Source organism: Bacillus sp. NSP9.1, from assembly GCF_000465465.2.
Classification (GTDB): domain Bacteria; phylum Bacillota; class Bacilli; order Bacillales; family Bacillaceae; genus Bacillus; species Bacillus sonorensis_A.
The window spans coordinates 737,393-757,366 of the sequence record NZ_CP048273.1 but is presented as its reverse complement, the minus strand read 5'-3'; the positions used below and the strand labels follow the sequence as shown (position 1 = coordinate 757,366).

At 47.3% G+C, this 19,974-nt stretch carries 17 protein-coding genes; 4 read left to right on the top strand and 13 right to left on the bottom strand.

Going from position 1 to position 19,974, the window contains the following annotated elements; translation table 11 throughout:
• Positions 1–5: 5 nt before the first annotated feature.
• Positions 6–737 carry a C39 family peptidase gene (locus tag M654_RS03680; RefSeq protein ID WP_026588893.1) on the top strand — a complete coding sequence of 244 codons (732 nt, stop codon included), beginning with the start codon at positions 6–8 and terminating at the stop codon, positions 735–737.
• Positions 738–786: 49 nt separating this feature from the next.
• Here M654_RS03680 and M654_RS03675 read toward each other — a convergent pair whose 3' ends face one another.
• The 6 genes from M654_RS03675 to hprK form a co-directional block, all read right to left on the bottom strand.
• Positions 787–1,818, bottom strand: coding sequence for a glycosyl hydrolase family 18 protein (locus tag M654_RS03675; protein WP_026588894.1), 1,032 nt, complete (start codon positions 1,816–1,818; stop codon positions 787–789).
• A 108-nt stretch (positions 1,819–1,926) separates the two neighbouring features.
• Positions 1,927–2,445 carry an acyltransferase gene (locus M654_RS03670; RefSeq protein ID WP_026588895.1) on the bottom strand — a complete coding sequence of 173 codons (519 nt, stop codon included), beginning with the start codon at positions 2,443–2,445 and terminating at the stop codon, positions 1,927–1,929.
• Entirely contained in the window at positions 2,442–3,089 is a 648-nt protein-coding gene (ppaX, locus tag M654_RS03665) for a pyrophosphatase PpaX (RefSeq protein WP_026588896.1), read from the bottom strand. Before ppaX ends, M654_RS03670 begins: the two co-directional genes overlap by 4 nt.
• Positions 3,079–4,026 (bottom strand): nucleoside recognition domain-containing protein, encoded by a 948-nt coding sequence (locus M654_RS03660; protein ID WP_026588897.1) that lies wholly within the window; start codon positions 4,024–4,026, stop codon positions 3,079–3,081. Before M654_RS03660 ends, ppaX begins: the two co-directional genes overlap by 11 nt.
• A 24-nt stretch (positions 4,027–4,050) precedes the next feature.
• Positions 4,051–4,863, bottom strand: coding sequence for a prolipoprotein diacylglyceryl transferase (gene lgt / locus M654_RS03655; RefSeq protein WP_026588898.1), 813 nt, complete (start codon positions 4,861–4,863; stop codon positions 4,051–4,053).
• A gap of 11 nt (positions 4,864–4,874) precedes the next feature.
• A complete protein-coding gene (gene hprK, locus M654_RS03650; RefSeq protein WP_026588899.1) occupies positions 4,875–5,807 on the bottom strand; it encodes an HPr(Ser) kinase/phosphatase in 933 nt (310 codons plus the stop codon).
• Positions 5,808–6,001: 194 nt separating this feature from the next.
• Between hprK and M654_RS03645 the strand changes: the two genes are divergently transcribed.
• Complete coding sequence (locus M654_RS03645; RefSeq protein ID WP_026588900.1) at positions 6,002–6,484, top strand: MarR family transcriptional regulator; 483 nt, start codon at positions 6,002–6,004, stop codon at positions 6,482–6,484.
• A 144-nt stretch (positions 6,485–6,628) separates the two neighbouring features.
• Positions 6,629–8,212 carry an MFS transporter gene (locus M654_RS03640; RefSeq protein ID WP_026588901.1) on the top strand — a complete coding sequence of 528 codons (1,584 nt, stop codon included), beginning with the start codon at positions 6,629–6,631 and terminating at the stop codon, positions 8,210–8,212.
• An 18-nt stretch (positions 8,213–8,230) separates the two neighbouring features.
• On the opposite strand, the gene M654_RS03635 is transcribed toward M654_RS03640, so the two are convergent.
• From M654_RS03635 to M654_RS03615, 5 genes are all read right to left on the bottom strand, one after another.
• Entirely contained in the window at positions 8,231–12,262 is a 4,032-nt protein-coding gene (locus M654_RS03635; RefSeq protein WP_026588902.1) for a metallophosphoesterase, read from the bottom strand.
• Positions 12,263–12,356: 94 nt separating this feature from the next.
• Positions 12,357–12,713, bottom strand: coding sequence for a phage holin family protein (locus M654_RS03630; RefSeq protein WP_372708934.1), 357 nt, complete (start codon positions 12,711–12,713; stop codon positions 12,357–12,359).
• Positions 12,713–12,913 (bottom strand): PspC domain-containing protein, encoded by a 201-nt coding sequence (locus tag M654_RS03625; RefSeq protein WP_026588904.1) that lies wholly within the window; start codon positions 12,911–12,913, stop codon positions 12,713–12,715. The genes M654_RS03630 and M654_RS03625 overlap by 1 nt, the downstream gene beginning before the upstream one ends.
• A gap of 4 nt (positions 12,914–12,917) precedes the next feature.
• The gene (locus M654_RS03620; RefSeq protein WP_026588905.1) at positions 12,918–14,012 is read right to left on the bottom strand and encodes a DUF4097 family beta strand repeat-containing protein; all 1,095 of its coding nucleotides are present in this window, start codon (positions 14,010–14,012) and stop codon (positions 12,918–12,920) included.
• A gap of 25 nt (positions 14,013–14,037) precedes the next feature.
• A complete protein-coding gene (locus M654_RS03615; RefSeq protein ID WP_026588906.1) occupies positions 14,038–14,364 on the bottom strand; it encodes a hypothetical protein in 327 nt (108 codons plus the stop codon).
• Positions 14,365–14,595: 231 nt separating this feature from the next.
• Here M654_RS03615 and M654_RS03610 point away from each other — a divergent pair, with 231 nt between their 5' ends.
• Positions 14,596–14,829, top strand: coding sequence for a hypothetical protein (locus tag M654_RS03610; protein ID WP_026588907.1), 234 nt, complete (start codon positions 14,596–14,598; stop codon positions 14,827–14,829).
• A gap of 138 nt (positions 14,830–14,967) precedes the next feature.
• Here M654_RS03610 and uvrA read toward each other — a convergent pair whose 3' ends face one another.
• A complete protein-coding gene (gene uvrA, locus M654_RS03605; RefSeq protein WP_026588908.1) occupies positions 14,968–17,841 on the bottom strand; it encodes an excinuclease ABC subunit UvrA in 2,874 nt (957 codons plus the stop codon).
• 7 nt (positions 17,842–17,848) lie between these two features.
• On the bottom strand, positions 17,849–19,834 hold the full coding sequence (gene uvrB, locus M654_RS03600) for an excinuclease ABC subunit UvrB (protein ID WP_026588909.1): 1,986 nt from the start codon (positions 19,832–19,834) through the stop codon (positions 17,849–17,851).
• Between the last annotated feature and the right edge of the window lie 140 nt (positions 19,835–19,974).

Sequence of the window (19,974 nt, the reverse complement as noted above, 5' to 3'; positions counted from 1 at the left end):
TCGATATGAAAATTTTAAAAACGTTTTTTCTTATTTTATTCCTTACAGCAGTCATGACCGCCGTTCTGATCCTGTTTTCTAGAGATGCGCTGAGCCCGCTGGCTGAGGGCATCAAAAATTTCCAAACAACTGTAGGCATTAAAACGAAGGAAACGAGCCGGGCTCCCCTGGACGTTCCCCTGATCAAACAAATGGATTCGCCAAAGCTTTACAACGGCTGTGAAGTTGCCAGCCTGGCGATGATTTTAAACTACAGCGGATATGATGTGACAAAGAATGAATTGGCTGAAAAAATCAAAAGGGTGCCGCTGCAATATGAAAACGGCTTGAAAGGAAATCCAAATGACGGCTTTGTCGGCGATATGGAAAACGGCCCCGGTCTCAGCGTCTACCATGGGCCGATTTATGATTTAGCCTCATCTTATGCAGGAGACAAAGTCATCGACCTGACAGGAAACAGTCCTGAAGATATTTACGAACAGCTGAATAAAGGGAGACCGGTTTGGGTGATTACAACCGTTCATTTCAACACGGTGAATGATATGGAGACTTGGGAGACGCCAAGCGGCAAAGTCGATGTGACTTACAGTGTACACAGTGTGGCTGTTACAGGCTATGATGAAAACTATGTTTATCTGAACGATCCATATGGCTATAAAAACCGGAAAACAGATAAAAGCAATTTTGAAAAATCATGGAAGCAAATGGGCAGCCAGGCGATTGTGATTGCTTCCTAACGGAAAAACAAGCCTGCCGAGTCACCGGCAAGCTTGTTTTTAGGTTGTGTTATTCTGTTCCTTTTTGAACAGCCTGCCAGAAGGACTCGGATTCATAACCTAATGAATATACCGAGACCCCGGCTAGATGATCATCGTTTGTGAGGCGGCTTTTCATTTCTACCGTGTTTTCATTTTCATACCAAACGACATGCTGATGACGCTTCTGATCGACATAAGAAAACGTCATGGATGCTGTTCCGCTGTCATACTTCGGTTTGGCCCCCGTCTCATTTTTGAGCGTCCGAATTTCATTCCATTGTTTCAACGTGTTGTTGCCTTGATCTGTTAAATCCCAATCATATCCGTACGATGGAATCCCCATGATCACTTTATCCGAGCTGATTTCTTCGACTGCAAATTCGAGTGAGCTTTTGATCCAGCCCATGCTGCAGACTGATCCCGGCTCGCTCCAGCTGCCGTGTTCATCATATGTCATCACTTGTACAAAGTCGGCGGCGGCTCCGATTTTCCCGTAATCATAAGGCCAGCTCCAATCATCCTCCGGGTCATCGGCGCTTTTGGCCGGCACGGAAACCATCGTTTGGATTCCTTCCCTTTTTAAAATATCAGAGATGTATTGGATAAATTTCGTGTATCCGGATCGCTCTTCCGGAAAAACAGCTTCAAAATCGATGTTGATGCCATCATAACCATGCCCTTTAGCCAGGCTCACAAGCTGATCCGTAAAGCGTTTTCTGTTTGTTTCGTTTGTCATAACCGCGGAAGCTAAATCCCCGTCAAAATCTTGAATCGCTTCGTTATAATTGGAGATCACAGCCCATGTCTTGATTTGGTGCTTTTCTGCAAAGGAGAGCTGGTTTTCAGGCGCTTCTCCTATGAGATTTCCCTTGGCATCAAAAGCGAATGTATCGGTGGCGATCGAATTGATATAGTCATGATATGCGGCCAGCGATTGATATGAAGCGCTGTCGCCAGTCGTATAGCCGACAATCATCCTCTCCGCAGCATCCGCTTTCACATACGTCAGAAACACCAAAACAGTTGAAAAAGCGAGACATACCCACAATTTCTTTTTCATTATCAAGTTTCTCCTTTTCTTTTTCCTCATTTTAACATGAAACAGGAGCCGGATTTTTAGGAGGAAGATGTCTTTTTTCAGACATTACAAGCTTGAAAACCCCTGCCGTCATTCAGCAGGGGTTTTCAAACGTTTTTCCATTTCTTCTTTTGTATAGATAAGCCGCATTGGATTGCCGCCGACAAACGCTCCGGGCGGAACATCTTTGTGGACGAGCGTACCGGCGGAGATGACTGCGCCGTCGCCGATTTCAACACCGGGAAGGATCGTCGCATTCGCTCCGATCATCACTTCATCACCGATTTTAACCTCGCCGAGCCGATACTCTTTGATTAAATATTCATGGGCTAAAATGGTCGTATTGTAGCCGATCACGGTGTTTCGTCCGACGGAAATTTTTTCGGGAAACATCACATCAAGCATGACCATCAGGGCAAATGAGCTTTTTTCACCGATCTCCATTCGCAAAAAGGTCCGGTACAGCCAATTTTTGACCCCTAAAAAAGGCGTATAGCGCGCCGCTTGTATGACGATGAAATTTTTGACCACTTTGAAAAACGGAACCGTCTGATAGACGTGCCATAACGAATTGGCGCCTGACACCGGATAGCGTTTCGTTTTTCTCAAGTTGTTTCCACTCCAAGGATTTGAAGGAGGTCGCTCATTTTGCTGAGCATATAATCGGGGTGGTGCTTGGCAAGGCTTTCTTCTCCTTTTATCGTCCACGCGACACCCGCGGTTTTTGTTCCCGCATGTTTCCCCGCTAATATATCGTGGTAATTATCACCGATCATGATCGCTTCCGCGGGACGGCTGTCAAGCTTTGAAAGCGCGAGCAGCACCGGCTCCGGGTCCGGTTTTGGCCGCTCTACGTCATCAAGGGTCACTACCGTCTCAAAAAAAGCATCCAGACCGGTAAGCTTTAGCCCCATGTTGACGGTATCCCGCAGCTTGGTTGTAACAATTCCGAGCTTGTATCCTTCAGCTCTCAGACGCTCAAGCGTCTCGTATACCGTCTCATACTCTGTGACAAGCTCATCATGCATTTGATGATTGAATTCGCGGTACATCCTGATCATCTCATCTGTTTGATCCGGATGTATGCTGCTGAAGGTTTCATACAATGACGGGCCGATGAAACTTAGCACATCCTCCCGCTGATACCGGCCGGGTGCATAATGATCAAGCGTATGCAAAAACGACGCGATTATCAGCTCATTTGTATTGATAAGCGTTCCATCCAAATCAAATAAAACCGTATTAATTTTCATAGAAAGCCTCCTTTCTCCGAACGGAATATCCCGGTTTTTTCCACAAACGCGATACGGCGATTGTCAGCAGCACCGCTGTCACAAGCCTGATCATTAGCAACGGCAAGACAGGTATGCCGAGCGGAATAAATACCAATGTGTCTTCGACAACAGCATGGCAGGCGACAAGAAAAATAAAGGCAAGCGTGACATCGCGTTTGCTGACGCCGTCTTCCTCAACGGCTTTGATCATGACACCGGCACCATACGCCAGTCCGATCGTCAGCCCGGCGACCATTGTCATCGATGTGTTTTCTTTCATCCCGAGCATTCTCGTCACCGGTGCAAACCACTTTGAAAAAGTGTTTAGCCAGCCGAGATCCCGCATATATTGAATGATGATCATCAACGGTATCACAATGGCGGCAAGCTGAAGGATCCCCAGCCCCGCTTTTGTGACGCCCTCAAGCGCGATGTCAAGCCAGCCGGACGGAGCTGTGCTCTGCGCTGAAACGAGGCCGTATTCAGCCGCGTCCTGCCCGCCGTGCCAAACAAGATTGATGATAACAGCGGCGAAGGCAGCGAGACCGATGCGGACGAGTAAAATGACCCATATTTTGATGCCGACCCTTGAAGCGACTGTCGATTCGATGATCAGGTTGTGGCAAAACGACAGCATGATCGCCAATATAAAGACCTCTTTAACCGTTAAATCAAGCGTCAAAATCCCGGCGATCCCCGCATACAGGTTGAGCATGTTGCCCAGCACAAGCGGTATCGCCGCTTCTCCCGAAAGACCGAAAATTCCCATAGCCGGAGTGATCATCTTGATCAGCCAGTCCATGACCGGTGTATGCTGAAGCAGGCTGACAATCAGTGTCACCGGAAAGATCACCTTGCCGAGTGTCCACGTCGTTTTCAGACCGGCTTCCAGTCCGGCTTTCAACGTTCCCTTCATTGCTGTCTCCCCTTTAATGACAATCTACATCTCCTGGTATCGTTTAATCTCTCCGCCTTTCAAGCGTCTGAATAGAATCAGCGCGGCCGCGATGATAATCAGCACGATTGAAATAACCTGCGCCATGCGCAGCGCTTCCGTCAGCATCAGGCTGTCCGTCCGAAGGCCTTCAATATAGTAGCGGCCGATAGAATACCAAATGACATAGATTAAAAACAGTTCGCCCCTCTTTAAATTCGCTTTTCTTAAAAGAAGCAGAATCACAACACCCGTGAAGCTCCATAATGACTCATACAAAAACGTCGGCTGATAATATTGCCCGTTAATATACATTTGGTTGATGATAAAATCAGGCAGGTGGAGATTTTCTAAGAACGCTCTTGATACGGAGCCTCCGTGCGCTTCCTGATTCATAAAGTTTCCCCAGCGGCCGATGGCCTGGCCCAAAAGAATGCTGGGAGCCGCGATATCGGCAAGCTTCCAAAATGACAGGCCTTTTACCTTTGCAAAGATAAGTCCGGTCAGGACGGCTCCGATAAGACCGCCATGGATCGCAAGACCGCCGTTCCAAATCTGAATGATCTGGTCGGGGTGTTCGCTGTAGTAGCCCCATTCAAAAATGACATAGTACGCCCTTGCGCACAAAATCGCAATCGGGATCGCAAAAAGCACCAGATCGACAAACGTGTCTTTATGCAGCCCCCTCCGTTCGCCTTCTCTGACCGCAAGCCACAATCCCAGCAAAGCGCCGAGACCGATGATGATACCGTACCAATGTACGGCGATCGGCCCAAGATGGAAGGCAATCGGATTCAAAGGTTCAATCGTTTCATTCATATTGTCATCTCCTATTCTTCAAGCTCACCATCTTCAATGACATCCGCCAGTTTATGAGTGAATTGCTCCGCCGCGTTCAGACCCATACGCTTCAGCCTGAAGTTCATGGCGGCCACTTCGATAATGACGGCAAGGTTTCTTCCCGGACGGACCGGAATGGTCAGCTTTGGAATGTCAGTATCAATGATTTTCATTGTTTCCTCTTCAAGGCCTAAACGGTCGTATTGTTTTCCCTGCTCCCAAAGCTCAAGGCTCATCACAAGTGTAATCCGTTTAAAACTTCTGACGGCACCGGCGCCGAACAACGTCATGACATTGATGATGCCGAGACCTCTGATTTCAAGAAGGTGCTCGATTAATTCAGGGGCGCTTCCGATCAATGTATCCTGATCTTCCTGCCTGATCTCAACACAGTCGTCTGCGACAAGACGGTGGCCCCTTTTGACAAGCTCCAGCGCCGTTTCACTTTTTCCGACGCCGCTTTTTCCAATGATCAGCACCCCGACACCGTAGACATCGACAAGCACGCCATGGATCGCAGTCGTCGGAGCAAGCTGGCTTTCAAGATAATTCGTCAGGCGGCTGGTCAGACGCGTCGTCTTGAGCGGGGAACGCAGAACAGGCACACCGTTTTCTTCCGACGCTTCAATCAATTCAGGCGGGATCGGCAAATCGCGCGACAGAATGATCGCCGGTGTAATTTCCGTGCATAAAGAAAGCATCCGCTGTTTTTTGTCTTCCTCGGGAAGCTTCTCGAAAAAGGTGATTTCCGTTTTTCCAAGAAGCTGGACCCTCTCTTTTGGATAATATGTAAAATAACCCGCCATTTCAAGGCCCGGTCTTGATAAATCACTCATCGTGATCGGACGGTTGATCCCTTCTTCTCCGCTGATGAGCTCAAGTTTAAATTTATCCATTACATCTTTTGTTCGAACTTTCGGCATGATGATTGCACCCTCCTTTTCTAAAGGTGAAGAACTTGACATACAGCTTTATTCTATCACTTTCAAAATAAACCTAAAACAATTTTTGCAGAAGGCGCTGCCGCCGCCTTTAGAAACATCGTTTTCCGGGCTTTCTTTCAGGCCGGAAAATCAGTAGTATGAAAAGAGGAATGTTTAAAGGAAGTGAAGAGACCGTGGAATACAACATTCACGATACAACCGTGCTGAATGAGGACATCCTCTCCCCGGAGGAAAAAGAAACATGGGTCCTTTATATGAAAGTGCTGACAGCCGCGGGACTCGGAGACGTATCCGAATGGATGAAGCTCGATATCAGTATGCCGCAAATGAAAGTGTTGATGCTGCTCAACAATCATGGAAACTTGAAAGTCTCTGAAATTGCCGAAAAAATGGGCGCCTCCCTGTCAAATATGACCGGGCTGCTCAGCCGTCTTGAACAGGCAAACTTTATTAAAAGAACGCATTCCGCGCAAGATCGGCGTGCGATCGTCGTCGAATTAACAGAGGAAGCGAAAGATATTTTCCGAAGCTTATATCAAAAAGGGCACGAAAAGCTAAAAAAAGCGCTCCAAATGATGAATGAGCAGGAGAAAAACAAAGTGAACGAAGGCCTTACCATTCTTGAAAAAGCGCTTAAAGCCAATCAGGAAGATTAGGGACAAGCTGCACCCGGCGCGGTGCAGCTTTTTTTGTTGAAAAATCACCTTTGACAAAACCATTTTTTTCTAAGATGATAAAATTAGTTCATTTTAAGTGAATTATTCACTTAAAATTAATTAACAAGGGGGGGGGAAAACACCGTGTCCAAAGCTTTGACGAAACATGATACAAACCAAAAACGGGCCATTTTTCTGTTTACGATCGGGGTGTTTATGGCTGCTTTAGACAACGGCATCATTTCCGCAGCTCTTACGACAATCAATCATTCTTTTGATGTATCACCATCATGGGGAGCCTGGGGGATCACGCTTTATACTCTCGGCTTAGCTGTCAGCGTGCCGATTGTGGGGAAATTATCCGACCGCTACGGACGAAAAAAGCTATTTATCATTGAGGTGCTGCTGTTCGGCACAGGCTCTCTTCTCGTTGCCTTAAGCCTGAATTTCCCGATGTTTTTGCTTGCCCGGCTGATTCAATCGCTCGGCGGAGGGGGAATCTTTATCATCGGAAGCTCCCACATCCTTGCGACATTGCCAAAGGAAAAACAAGGAACGGCACTCGGGCTGTTAGGGGCGATGAATGGAATCGCAGCGGTCCTCGGGCCAAATATCGGCAGCTTTATTTTGGACCTTACCGGAAGCTGGCATTGGCTGTTTTTGATCAACCTGCCGATTGCTGCGGGACTGATCGCGCTAAGCTTTCCGTTTATGATCGAAACAAAGGCGGCAAAAGCAAAACCGCTCGATACCGCCGGAACAGTGATATTATCCCTGGCGATTTTATCTGTGATGTACGGCATCACAAACCTCGATGGCCAAGATATACTCGCCGGCCTCGCCGATCCGCGCGTCTACCTTTTTTTGATCATCGGCGCCACCCTGTTTACCGGGTTGTTTTTCTATGAAAAACGTGTGGAATCAAAAGGCGGTGATCCGATACTCGCCTATACCTTGCTGAAAAATAAAGTGTTCCAGTGGACGCTTTTGATCGGTTTTTTATCAGGAGGTCTTTTAGCGGCCGTGATTTTTATTCCCGCCTATGCGGAACAATATTTGCATGTCGCACCCGAAAAAGCGGGATACTGGATGACGCCGCTTGCGCTCGCTTCAGGAGCGGGAGCCGGACTTGGCGGAATCATGGCTGACCGAAAAGGGCCGGTCAAGGCGACATTGCTGTCAGGAACGATTTCTTTCATCGGATTTTTATTGTTGTCCGTCTGGGTGACTGAGAAATGGGAGTTTATCTTCGCCAGTGTGATCGCAGGCGCCGGTTTTGGTTTTCTGTTAGGGGCGCCATTAAATATGCTCGTGTCAGAGGCGGCAAAACAAAATTACGGTACCGCCCTCGGGACGTTGTCGCTCGTCAGACAGATGGGGCTGACTTTGGCTCCGGCTCTTTACGCCGGGTTTATTACAGCCGGTTATGAAAATATCGATAGCCGCGTCACAAGCAAATTAGAGGATGCCGGCATTCCCTCACACGGATTTTCAAACGGTGCAGCAGGTGAACTTCAGTTCAAAGATGCCCTTTCACAAATTCCTGATCCGAAAGTGAAAGGGATTATTGCTGAAGCGATCCATGACAGCATCGGCAACGGCTTCGGAAACCTTTATTTAACAGCCGCGCTCATATCGGCGGCCGTGCTTGCCGCCATCACGGTATTGTCGATTCACAGAAGAAAGACATCATCTCCGACCAGTCAAAGCCAACACTTCTCAAACTAAAAAACACTTGTCTCCCCCTCAGGAAAACAAGTGTTTTGACTGGCTTTGCACCAACATCAATATCAGCAAAAAGGATGCAACAGAACTTTTTATGGTGTTGAGCAAAGACGGGAGCTCCTCCTGCCGCAAAATACGCACCGAAGGACCTGGAGGCCGTCCGCCGCCGAACTCAGCGCTTCCGGTCATTTTTCGGTGCAGGGATAAGGCTTCATCACCGTTGTTAGTGAAAAATGCTTTCATATCATCTGCCGCCGTCGTCAATTTCCATATGTTAGAACGGCTTTTCCCGCCGTATTGATCCCTGGCTTCGGCATACCAATAGTAATCCGTATTCGGCTTCAAATCCTCCCATGTCACAGAAGCTGTTTTCCCGCTTTTCACCTTTTTGGCTTTGCCAATCTGCTGATTTGAAAAAACATTCATTTCAAAATAATCGGTTTTCACTTTTTTCTTGCGCGGTTTGAGATCTGTTTTTATACTGAATTCATCCTTTGGTCCGAATTGATGCGGATCATAAAAGTTATAGTCGTCAAGATATGGCGAATAGGTTTTGACATGAATCGCATCATGCTTCGGATCGACATGAAAGATCCTTAAATAGCCCTGGCCGCCTTCAGGTCCGCCCTGATAATCGGCAAGCATTTGAAAAACCTTTCGATCCGGCTTTCCATCTCCATCGTCATCCAGCTTGTCGACTTTTAATGTTGAACTGTGGTAATGTCCGCATAAAACAGCGATGACATTTTGATTCGGTTTGACGATCTGTTCAAATATTCGCTCGCCGATCGGACTTCTGCCTCCTGAAACAAGCAGATATTCGTGGAATGCCAAAATCGCTTTACGGTCGGGATAGCGCTTCAGCACATCATTCATCCACTGCAATTCTTTCGCTCCGATTCCCCAGCCCATCGACAGCATAATATAGTCATTACCGCCTGAGGAAATCAGGTCATAATGGCCTTTGTTATTGGCATATGAGCCTCCGTAGAAAGGTTTGTTTTGAAACCGTTTTGCGCCAAAATACTTCCCGTATGTTTGAAAAGAGTTGTCTTTATGGCCGACATCATGGTTTCCCGCCAATACCCCGTACGGCACCTTGTGATCATCGAGCACTTTCATAAAGCGGTCGGCGCGCTCCCATTGAATCGGCTGATCCGCTTCATCAACAAGGTCTCCCGTGTGAAAAACATACTTAATGTTCAGCTTGTCCTTCTGTTCGGCGATCCATTTTACTTGTTTTTCAAAAATTTGCGGATAGCTTTCCGAGTAGTATTGGGTATCGGACATCCAAATCAGTGTATAGTCGTCTTCCGACAGCTGTATTTGATCCTGGATGATGACAGCAGCGCGGGAATCGCGGACATAGTCGGCAGCCTTTACACTTCCTTTCAGCGTAAACAGCCTGTTATTTTTGGCGATATGGAAAGCGAGCGTATCCCATTGCTTTTTTTTGTAGTTCCAGGCGAACATCGACACTTTTCTGCCGGGAAGAGAGCTTCCGCGCCACACGACTTCAACATTGTCGCGTTTTCGGACATTTTCATCGACCTTCACATCGAAGCGGTGATACGGAAAACGAGTGTTTGAGACTGTTTCAAAGCCTTTTCCGTCAGGCGAGGACATGTTAGCGCGCTCATCTTTTGTAAGCACCTTTCCGCCGTTTGCCGCCAACCCTTGCGGCGGCTCTGTATCGCTTTGATTCGCCGACACTTTGACATGCTTTTCGTCTGCGGCTGTATATTGATACCCTCGATAAAAAGAGACGCGCATTTTATCCTTTGTCGGGTCTTTCACCCGGACGGCCAATTTTGCATGTGTGCTCCCTGCGGCGTTTTTTGCTTGCTCAGGCTTGTCCGGCTGTTCTTTTTTGATGTGAAAATTCCTTTTTAAAACTGACGTATTTCCGGCACTGTCGGCTGCTTTAACTGTCAAAACGTGCTTGCCGCTGTCCAGATCTGCAGAAGAAGCGGTGTAAGGCAAAGCGATTTTTTTTCCGTCTAGAAAAGCTTTGACTTTGCGGACTCCGCTCCATCTATCAGTAACGGCTGCATCAAGTGTAAATGCGCCTTTATATGTTTTGCCGTCTTTCACAGAAGCTTTGATTTCAGGGCCTGTGTGATCAACCGTCACCTGGTGTATAACCCGTTCTTCCCCGTTCTCCGCTTCAATTGTGTGGCTCCCTTCTTTCCACACCTTTGTGTTCCACTGGACGGCAAGCGATGTAAAGCACCTTTCCGGCAGAGTGAATCGGAATTCATACCATTCTTTCGCATCCGGGTTGTCTCCGACGGGAAGCTCTTTTTTTTCGTCATCATAGCGCTCATCATGGATGACAGTTCCGTCGGCCAAAATGAGCCGCGGGTTTTTCAATACAAAATCATCCCGGTTTTCCGCGGAAGTTTGTTCAAACGGGGTTGATTTTGTCCCGGAACGCACCTTTACGGCAAAGGGCTTTCCTTTCGTAAATTCTTCAGGCGAAACCGGAACGGTAATGGTCGCATATCGGCGGCGCGAGTCGTCAAATATTTTTTGCACCCGTTTGCCGATGGTGACCGCATTTTTGAAATATAGGTTCGTTTTATTGACGTCAAAAGCAAAATACGCTTTCTTTTCCAGCGCCCTATATCCCGCTTTTTGCTCCTTTCCGTCAATCCGGATTTTCGTTTCTGACGGCGGTCTTTCAGATGTCGCTTTCAGCAGCGTATGTCCTGAAACGGTTCCGCCGTTATGCACATTCAGGCGAAGTCCCTTCAAAAAGCTCTGTTCAAGTGCGATTGTCTTTTTCTCAGTCGCCGCTGTGTTTGATCCGTCGCTAGCTTTGATATAATACTCCACTTTTTCTTTGCCGATGAGCTCTGCAAAATAAAGATTATGGCGGTAAAGCCCGTCATTTCTGCTTTTTTCAACACTGACTTTGCTAAATGGCTCATCTGCACTCATCCGGTAAAAAAATTGCACATTTTTGACTTGCTGATTGTCGCTGATATCGGCTAACAGCTGAATCGTCTCCCCGGGCTTTGCCGCATGATGATCCGTCATATCCTGAATATGCGGCTGTTCTTTGTCAGGCATAACAGCGACTGTTTCCGACGGTGTTTGCTCCTGTAAAAGCGTACCTGGAGAAGGCTTTTCTTCACCGCTGGACATTTTCATCATCTGTTTTGTTCCATCGAGCGGATATCGATAAAGGATCGCTTTGTTTTTGACGGCGACTGTCTCGTTTCGTTCACGATGATAACGGGCGACAGCGATGTCTTCACCGCTTTTGGTGCTGATGACCAATTCCCTGACAGCGTTGTTAGCCATTCCGCCTCCTTTCAGCACCGAAAGCGTTTTTCCTTCCTGCAGATCGACACCGTAGTGCCTGTTAAAATCAGCGGCCGTCAAGCGGCTGTTCGTTTCGTTTTTAATCCAGAATACATGCGTCTGTCCCGACGGCACCGTGATATCGGCTTGTGCAAATGGCCAGAGCAGTTCTGATTCCTTTCCTTTTTCGGGATTGCGGTATTTGATATTGTAGCTGTTCATATGAACCGGCTTATTCGTATTATTATAAACCTCGATAAATTCGTAACCGTCTTTTCCTCCGGCATTTGTTGAATTAACAACCATTTCCGTGATGAAAAGCTCAGGCAGCTTTTGGACATCGACCTTCATTCCTTCAATGTCGATCGTATACAAATCGGTCTTGGCGGACAAATCGCCAGACTGCGCTTCAATGTAATAAACAATCCTGTCGGAAGATATGTTCTCGCTTCCCAATTTCGCAATATAGCTGTTCATTTTACCGGGCTCTATTTCCATCGGAATTACCCGAAACGGCAATTCGTCATGCTGTTTGTAATGAAGAATCACCGTATCGGCAGACGTTTTGGCGCGAAAATACAAGTCGTCCCCTTTGCGAACTTGTTCTGTTGGCACATGTTTGATGACAGGGGAGCTTTTTTCTTCATCCAGTTTTCCGGCAGCATGACCGATTGGAAACGGCAGCAATAAAAAACATGCTGCAGCAAGCAACAAAAGGGTTTGGCGGGTTCTGTTCATTTTCATCGTCTACCTCCCTTTCGTATTTTGCCTTGTTTGGCCCATTTTATGAAATATGTTGAAAGACAAAAAAAGAAGCCTGATGGAATCAGACTCCTTTTTATTTTCTCGTCATCGGCTCGATGATCGCTTTTTGGATGAGCAGATGGAAAACCGACAGGACAATCGATGCAAAAATAGCTGTCCCAAAGCCGTCAAGATCAAAACTGTCACCCATAATGGCTGCCGTCATATAGAGCGTGAGTGCATTGATTACAAATAAGAACAAGCCAAGCGTCACAACGGTGACAGGCAATGTCAGGATGATCAGCACCGGCTTCACAAACATATTCAAAATCGACAAAATCAGACTTGCCGTAATGGCTGCACCGATGCTTCTGACATGAACCGAATCAAAATAACCAGCAATAACGATTAATAACAAGGCGTTGACAAGAACGTTTATGATCCATCTCATCACGATTTGACGTCTCCTTCATTCGGAACGAGAAACACCCAGACGATATAAATCAGCACCACGGGAATTCCCGTCGAAAATATAAATAATAAAACGGTGATAATGCGCAATAAAGACGCATCTATATTTAAATATTCTGCCAGCCCTCCCACGACCCCTGCAATTTTTCTGTCTGTTTCGGATCGAAATAGCCTTTTCATCGTATCACTCCTGTGTATGGTTTAAATGGATCGATCCTGTCTTTGTTTCCAAAAACACTGTCATGCTGTGATCATGGTTCTGATTCGCTTTGACATGCATTTCTTTTTGGATGGTCTCATTTTTTTCTTTGAGAATTTCCGCATCTCTAAGATCGTTTGACAGGAAGCCCAAATTGCTTTTCAGCTCAGCGGTTACCGCACAATCGCGCGGGACGTTCAACTCGATAGAGCCCGTCGTCGTTTTCACATATGCCGAACGGCAATGCGGATTTTTGACAGTTGCAGCAATATTGCCGTTAAAGCTCTGCAAATCCAGAGACTCGCATGACCCTTTTATATCAATCAAGCCATTGATCGTTTCCGCTTCAATCTCTCCGCAGTCATGATCAGCAAGTTTGATCTGTCCATTCGCCGTTTCAAGCGCTGCCTTTTCGGCGGTCAGAGCGGAAAAAGACAGCACACCGTTTGTCGTTTTGGCTGAGAGCTCTTTTACGCTTAAATGTTCCCCCCTGACAGGGCCATTAAACAGCTTAAAGCGGATTTTGCCGTATTCCTTGTTTGGAATATAAACGGTGAGATTGGTCTTCATCGTTTTTTTCTCGGTACGGATCATAAATTTATCGCCTTCCGTACCGCAATCTATATGCTGAAGAAAAGCCTGCCTTGCTTCCTCTTGGTTATCGACGCGGTATACCTTCGCCTGGCACTCGACGCGAATGTCGCCATCGTCCCATGGCATGAGGTTGACGCTGCCGTTTGCCAACTGAATATCAAGAGTGGAAAAATCGGTATCTTTGAATTGAAAAATATGTTGGACATCATATGATTGCCCAAAGTTCAAGTCCAAGTCAACCTCTTTTACCTTTTTCACAGCGGTATCGATCCACTCAAACAGTTTTGATCCGATCGATGGCTTCGGCTCCCGCTTTTTTTCGCTGTAAAAGTGGTCTGAATCAAGGACATCCTCAGATAAGGCCGTCACCTTGCTTTCAGTCTGCCTGTAGTCATCTTCTAGTTTTTCAATCAAAATCAGCGCCTCTTTCGCCGACAGTTTTCCCGTTTCAACAAGCTTTAAAATCCGTTCTTTTTCATTTTTCATCAAAAGCTCCCCCGTTCTCCGTCAATTATGCTTGTGTCAGCATTTTAATCCCTTGGACGACGTTCCAGATGACAATAATCAAACTGATGACCCCGAAAAAAATGAAGGCCCCAAAAACAGAAAAAAGCGCCAGAAAACCGTTATCATTAAAAATAATCGTACCGCTGATTGCGCCTGCTGCCAATATGACGACGCTTATAAACGGAATAATATGTGATACCAGCGACCGCAGCGCATGTTTTTTCGTTTCTCGGTCATCTGTTATAAAATACGCAGCAATAGGCAAAATAAGCGGGGCAAAAAAAACGCTAAAATAACAAATTGCCGAAATCAACGCATTACTTCTAGTCATTCATACCACTCTCCTATACCAGCTTGTCAATGTAAGTCCGCGCTCCCTTGAGTCCAATGTACAATGACCTTATACTCAAGTTTACGAGTATCATGGCCTTTTGGTTTCATTTTCATTCGATAGGCATGCGTCAATCTTCGCGAATTGATTTTTTTAGATTTTATGAATAGATTCTTTTTTTATAACCCTTTAAAATATGTGGAAAAGCTAGTGTGAAAAGGAGGAGGCGCAATGAAACAGAAATCGGAAGAGTCCGCATCACTCACCCCAAAGCTTCTGGAACTGATTCAGGAACAAAAAAGAATGAACCAGGAAATCATCAACCGACTGGAAGCAATCAACTCCGCTCCTCCGCTTTCCAGTGAAATCCGTTATTTAAAGGTTTTGCTGAGCAGCAGCAGTACACACATCATCAACAGCCTGATTGAATTGACTAAACAGGTCGACAGGCATGATCAGGAATAATGTCTGCGGCGTTTATCACTTCTATATGATCCCATTAACCGAACGTCTTGTATGTGCACGTCCTTGTTTTACCTTATAACAGCTATACAAAAAAGAGCAATCGAAAAAGCTGCCGGCTCGATGCCGGCAGCCCATTTATCAAGGTTTGACAGCTTCCTTCTCCTGAAGCCGTTCCTTCATTCTTTTTTTGTCGCGTTCGATGATCGGCTTCAAATAGCGTCCCGTATATGAACCTTCCGCCTTCATCACTTCTTCAGGCGTTCCGGCAGCGATAATTTTCCCTCCGCCGTCTCCGCCTTCCGGTCCCAAATCAATCAAATAATCAGCCGCTTTAATAATATCGAGGTTATGCTCAATAACAAGCACGGTGTCCCCATTATCAACGAGGCGCTGAAGAACGGTCAAAAGCCTTGCGATGTCATCGACATGGAGGCCTGTCGTCGGCTCGTCCAAAATGTAAAGGGATCGTCCTGTTGAACGCCGGTGCAACTCAGACGCCAGTTTGACACGCTGCGCTTCACCGCCGGAAAGCGTTGTTGCAGGCTGTCCCAGTGTAATATAGCCGAGCCCTACATCATACAGGGTCTGCAGCTTGCGTTTGATCTTCGGTATGTTTTCAAAAAACTGCACCGCTTTTTCGACAGTCATTTCAAGCACATCGGAAATATTTTTCCCTTTGTACGTGACCTGAAGCGTCTCCCGGTTATACCTCTTGCCATGACAGACTTCGCAAGGCACATATACATCCGGGAGAAAATGCATTTCGATTTTGATGATCCCGTCGCCCTTGCACGCCTCACAGCGGCCGCCTTTCACATTGAAACTGAAGCGGCCTTTCTTATAACCCCTGACTTTGGCCTCGTTCGTCTGAGCAAACACATCACGGATATCATCGAACACCCCGGTGTATGTGGCCGGATTCGACCTCGGTGTCCGGCCGATCGGAGACTGATCGATATCGATGACCTTTTCGAGATGCTCAATCCCTTTCATTTCTTTATGTTCTCCCGGCTTTGTCTTAGCCCGATGGAGCTTCTGCGCAAGTGTCTTGTGCAGAATTTCATTGACAAGCGTACTTTTCCCTGATCCGGAAACGCCTGTGACCGCGGCAAACACGCCGAGCGGAAATTTGACGGAAACATTTTTCAGATTGTTTTCTTTAGCACCTTTGATTTCGATAAAGCGTCCGTCTGGTTTTCTTCTCTCAGCGGGAAGCGGGATAAACTTTTTCCCTGAAAGATATTGCCCTGTCAGTGATTTTTCATCATTCATCACTTCTTCCGGCTTCCCTGAGGAAATCACTTCTCCTCCGTGAATGCCCGCTCCCGGTCCGATATCAATTAAATAATCGGCGGCAAGCATCGTATCCTCGTCATGCTCAACGACGATCAAGGTATTGCCGATATCACGCATGTTTTTCAGCGTATCAATCAGCCGGTCATTGTCGCGCTGGTGAAGGCCGATCGACGGCTCATCAAGGATGTAGAGGACGCCGGTCAGCCTTGAACCGATTTGCGTCGCGAGACGGATCCTCTGAGCTTCCCCGCCTGACAGGGTACCGGCGGCGCGGCTCAGCGTCAAATAATCAAGGCCGACATTGTTTAAAAACCCGAGCCGTTCTTCAATCTCCCGCAAAATCAGATTGGCAATCTTCATATCTTTCTCCGAAAGCTTTAGCTCACGGAAAAATTGAAGGGCGTTTGTCACCGACATCTCGGTTATTTTTCCGATATGAAGGCCGTTTACCAAAACGGCCAATGCTTCCTTTTTCAGCCGGTATCCTTTACAGGAAGGGCACGGCTGGTTGGCCATGTATTTTTCCATCTGTTCGCGGATGTAGTCTGAGCTCGTTTCTTTATAACGTCTTTCGATATTTCGAATAACGCCTTCAAATTCGATATAACTTTCACGAACCTGACCAAAGTCATTTTCATATCTAAAATAGATCTGCTCCCCGCCGCTTCCATAGAGGATTTTCTCAAGCTGGTGTTTCGGCAGTTCCTTCACCGGCACATCCATATCGATTCCATAATGGCTGCAAACCGCCTCCAAAAGCTTCGGATAATATTGGGAGCTCTGCGGTTCCCATGGTGCGATCGCATGCTGTTTAAGCGACAGCTCATCATTTGGAATCACAAGGTCGACATCGACTTCCAATTTAGAACCGAGACCGTCGCAACTTGGACAGGCGCCGAACGGACTGTTGAAAGAAAACATTCGCGGCTCGAGCTCTCCGATCGAGAAGCCACAGTGCGGACAGGCATGATGCTCGCTGAAAAGCAGCTCCTCTTCGCCGATTACATCGATGATCACCCGTCCTTCGCCAAGGCGGAGCGCGGTTTCAAGCGAATCTGTGAGGCGGGCTGTCACGCCTTCTTTAATGACGATGCGGTCAACAACGACTTCGATCGAATGCTTTTTATTTTTCTCAAGTTCAATATCCTCGGAAAGGTCGTTCATTTCGCCGTCGATTCGGACTCTCACATAACCCTGTTTTCTAATTTGTTCGAGGATTTTCACATGAGTGCCTTTCCGCCCTGACACGACCGGAGCAAGCACTTGAATCTTCGTGCGTTCAGGATATTCCAGAATCCGGTCCGTCATCTGTTCGATCGTCTGCGACGTAATTTCAATGCCGTGAACAGGGCAAACCGGCTTCCCGACTCTCGCAAACAGCAAGCGGAGGTAGTCATAAATTTCCGTGACCGTTCCGACCGTCGAACGGGGGTTGCGGCTCGTCGTTTTCTGATCGATGCTGATCGCTGGTGAAAGACCTTCGATCGCATCCACATCAGGTTTGTCCATCTGCCCTAAAAACTGGCGGGCATACGCGGATAGAGACTCGACATAACGCCTTTGCCCCTCCGCATAAATCGTGTCAAACGCAAGGGACGATTTCCCTGAACCCGAAAGGCCTGTCAGCACGACAAGCTTATCCCGAGGAATCGAGACATCGATGTTTTTCAGGTTATGAGCCCTTGCTCCTTTCACCTCAATTCGTTCCATTGCCATACTCTATTCATCCTTCCGATTTTAACTCTAGAAGTAGGTCCCGAAGCTCGGCGGCCCGTTCGAAATCAAGCGCTTTTGCCGCTTCCTTCATATCGTGCTCCATCTGGGCGATCACTTTTTCGCGCTCTTTCTTCGTCAGTTTTGAAAGCTTCGGTTCCTCTTTTGCTTTGTATTCTTCCTGTTCTTCAGCCACATGTGTCGCGCGGATGACGTCGCGGATCTTCTTGTTGATCGTTTTCGGTGTAATGCCGTGTTCCTTGTTGTATGCTTCCTGCTGCTGCCTGCGCCGCTTCGTTTCATTGATCGCGATTTCCATGGAGCCCGTGATGTTATCCGCGTACATGATGACCCGGCCCTCGGCATTTCTCGCCGCCCGGCCAATCGTTTGAATCAAGGAACGCTCAGAGCGGAGGAAGCCTTCTTTATCCGCATCCAATATCGCCACAAGCGAAACTTCAGGGATGTCAAGCCCCTCCCTCAGCAGGTTGATGCCGACGAGAACGTCATGCTTGCCGAGGCGCAGGTCGCGGATGATTTCGATCCGTTCCAGCGTTTTAATCTCGGAATGCAGATAGGTCACCTTTATGCCGATTTCCTTCAGGTAGTCGGTCAAATCCTCTGACATTTTCTTCGTCAGCGTCGTGACGAGGACGCGTTCATTCCGGTCGATGCGCTGCCTGATTTCGCCGATCAGGTCATCGATCTGCCCTTCGATCGGCCTTACTTCGATAATCGGATCGAGCAGTCCGGTCGGACGGATGATCTGTTCAACCATTTCAGGAGAATGTTCCAGTTCATACGGACCAGGCGTCGCAGAAACATACACTATGTTGTGAATGTGCTTTTCAAACTCTTCAAACCTCAGCGGCCTGTTGTCTAAAGCCGAAGGAAGCCGGAAGCCGTGGTCGACGAGGACCTGCTTTCTGGCCTGGTCTCCGTTGTACATTCCTCTGACCTGCGGAATCGTGACATGAGACTCATCGATGACCATCAAAAAGTCATCGGGAAAATAATCGAGCAGTGTATACGGAGTGGACCCTGCCGGACGCAGCGTCAAATGTCTGGAATAGTTTTCGATCCCTGAGCAAAAGCCCATTTCACGCATCATTTCCAGATCGTATCTCGTCCGCTGCTCAAGGCGCTGCGCTTCAAGCAGCTTTCCTTCATCATGCAGAACTTTAAGGCGTTCTTCCAGCTCCGATTCAATGTTCACGATCGCTTTCTTCATCTTTTCTTCACGGGTGACGAAGTGGGAAGCCGGAAAGATGGCAACATGGTCCCGCTCCCCTAAAATTTCGCCTGTCAAGGCATCGACTTCCCTGATCCGTTCGATTTCGTCTCCGAAAAACTCGATGCGGATGCAGTGCTCATCCCTTGAAGCCGGAAAGATTTCGACGACATCGCCGCGCACCCTGAATGTCCCGCGCTGAAAATCGATGTCATTCCGGGCATACTGAATGTCAACGAGCTTTCTGAGAAGCTCATTGCGCTCAATTTCCATCTCCGTTCTGAGCGAAAGCACGAGCTCTCTATATTCCTCCGGCGAACCCAAACCGTAAATACAAGAGACACTCGCCACGATGATGACATCTTTGCGTTCAAAAAGAGCGGATGTGGCTGAGTGCCTCAATTTATCTATCTCATCATTAATGCTGGCGTCTTTTTCAATAAACGTATCGGTCTGAGGCACATAGGCCTCCGGCTGATAGTAGTCGTAATAGCTCACAAAATATTCGACTGCGTTGTTCGGGAAAAACTCCTTAAACTCGCTGTACAGCTGACCGGCAAGCGTTTTGTTGTGGGCGATGACAAGCGTCGGTTTATTGACCTCTTTAATCACGTTTGACATCGTAAACGTCTTGCCTGTACCGGTCGCCCCCAGGAGCGTTTGATGCTTTTTGCCTTCCCGAATGCCTGCAACAAGCTGTTCAATCGCTTTCGGCTGATCGCCCTGGGGCTGATAATTCGAGACTAATTCAAAGCGGTCTTTCACAAAAAAGCCTCCGTTTCTTTACGAAATCTTCCTGTTTTATTATTTTAACACATCCAAACAAAAAATACGAACTAAAGTTCGGTTTTTGTGTTTTTCCACAAACCGTTTTTTCGCCCCATCAAAAAATCCCTCCTTTTTCT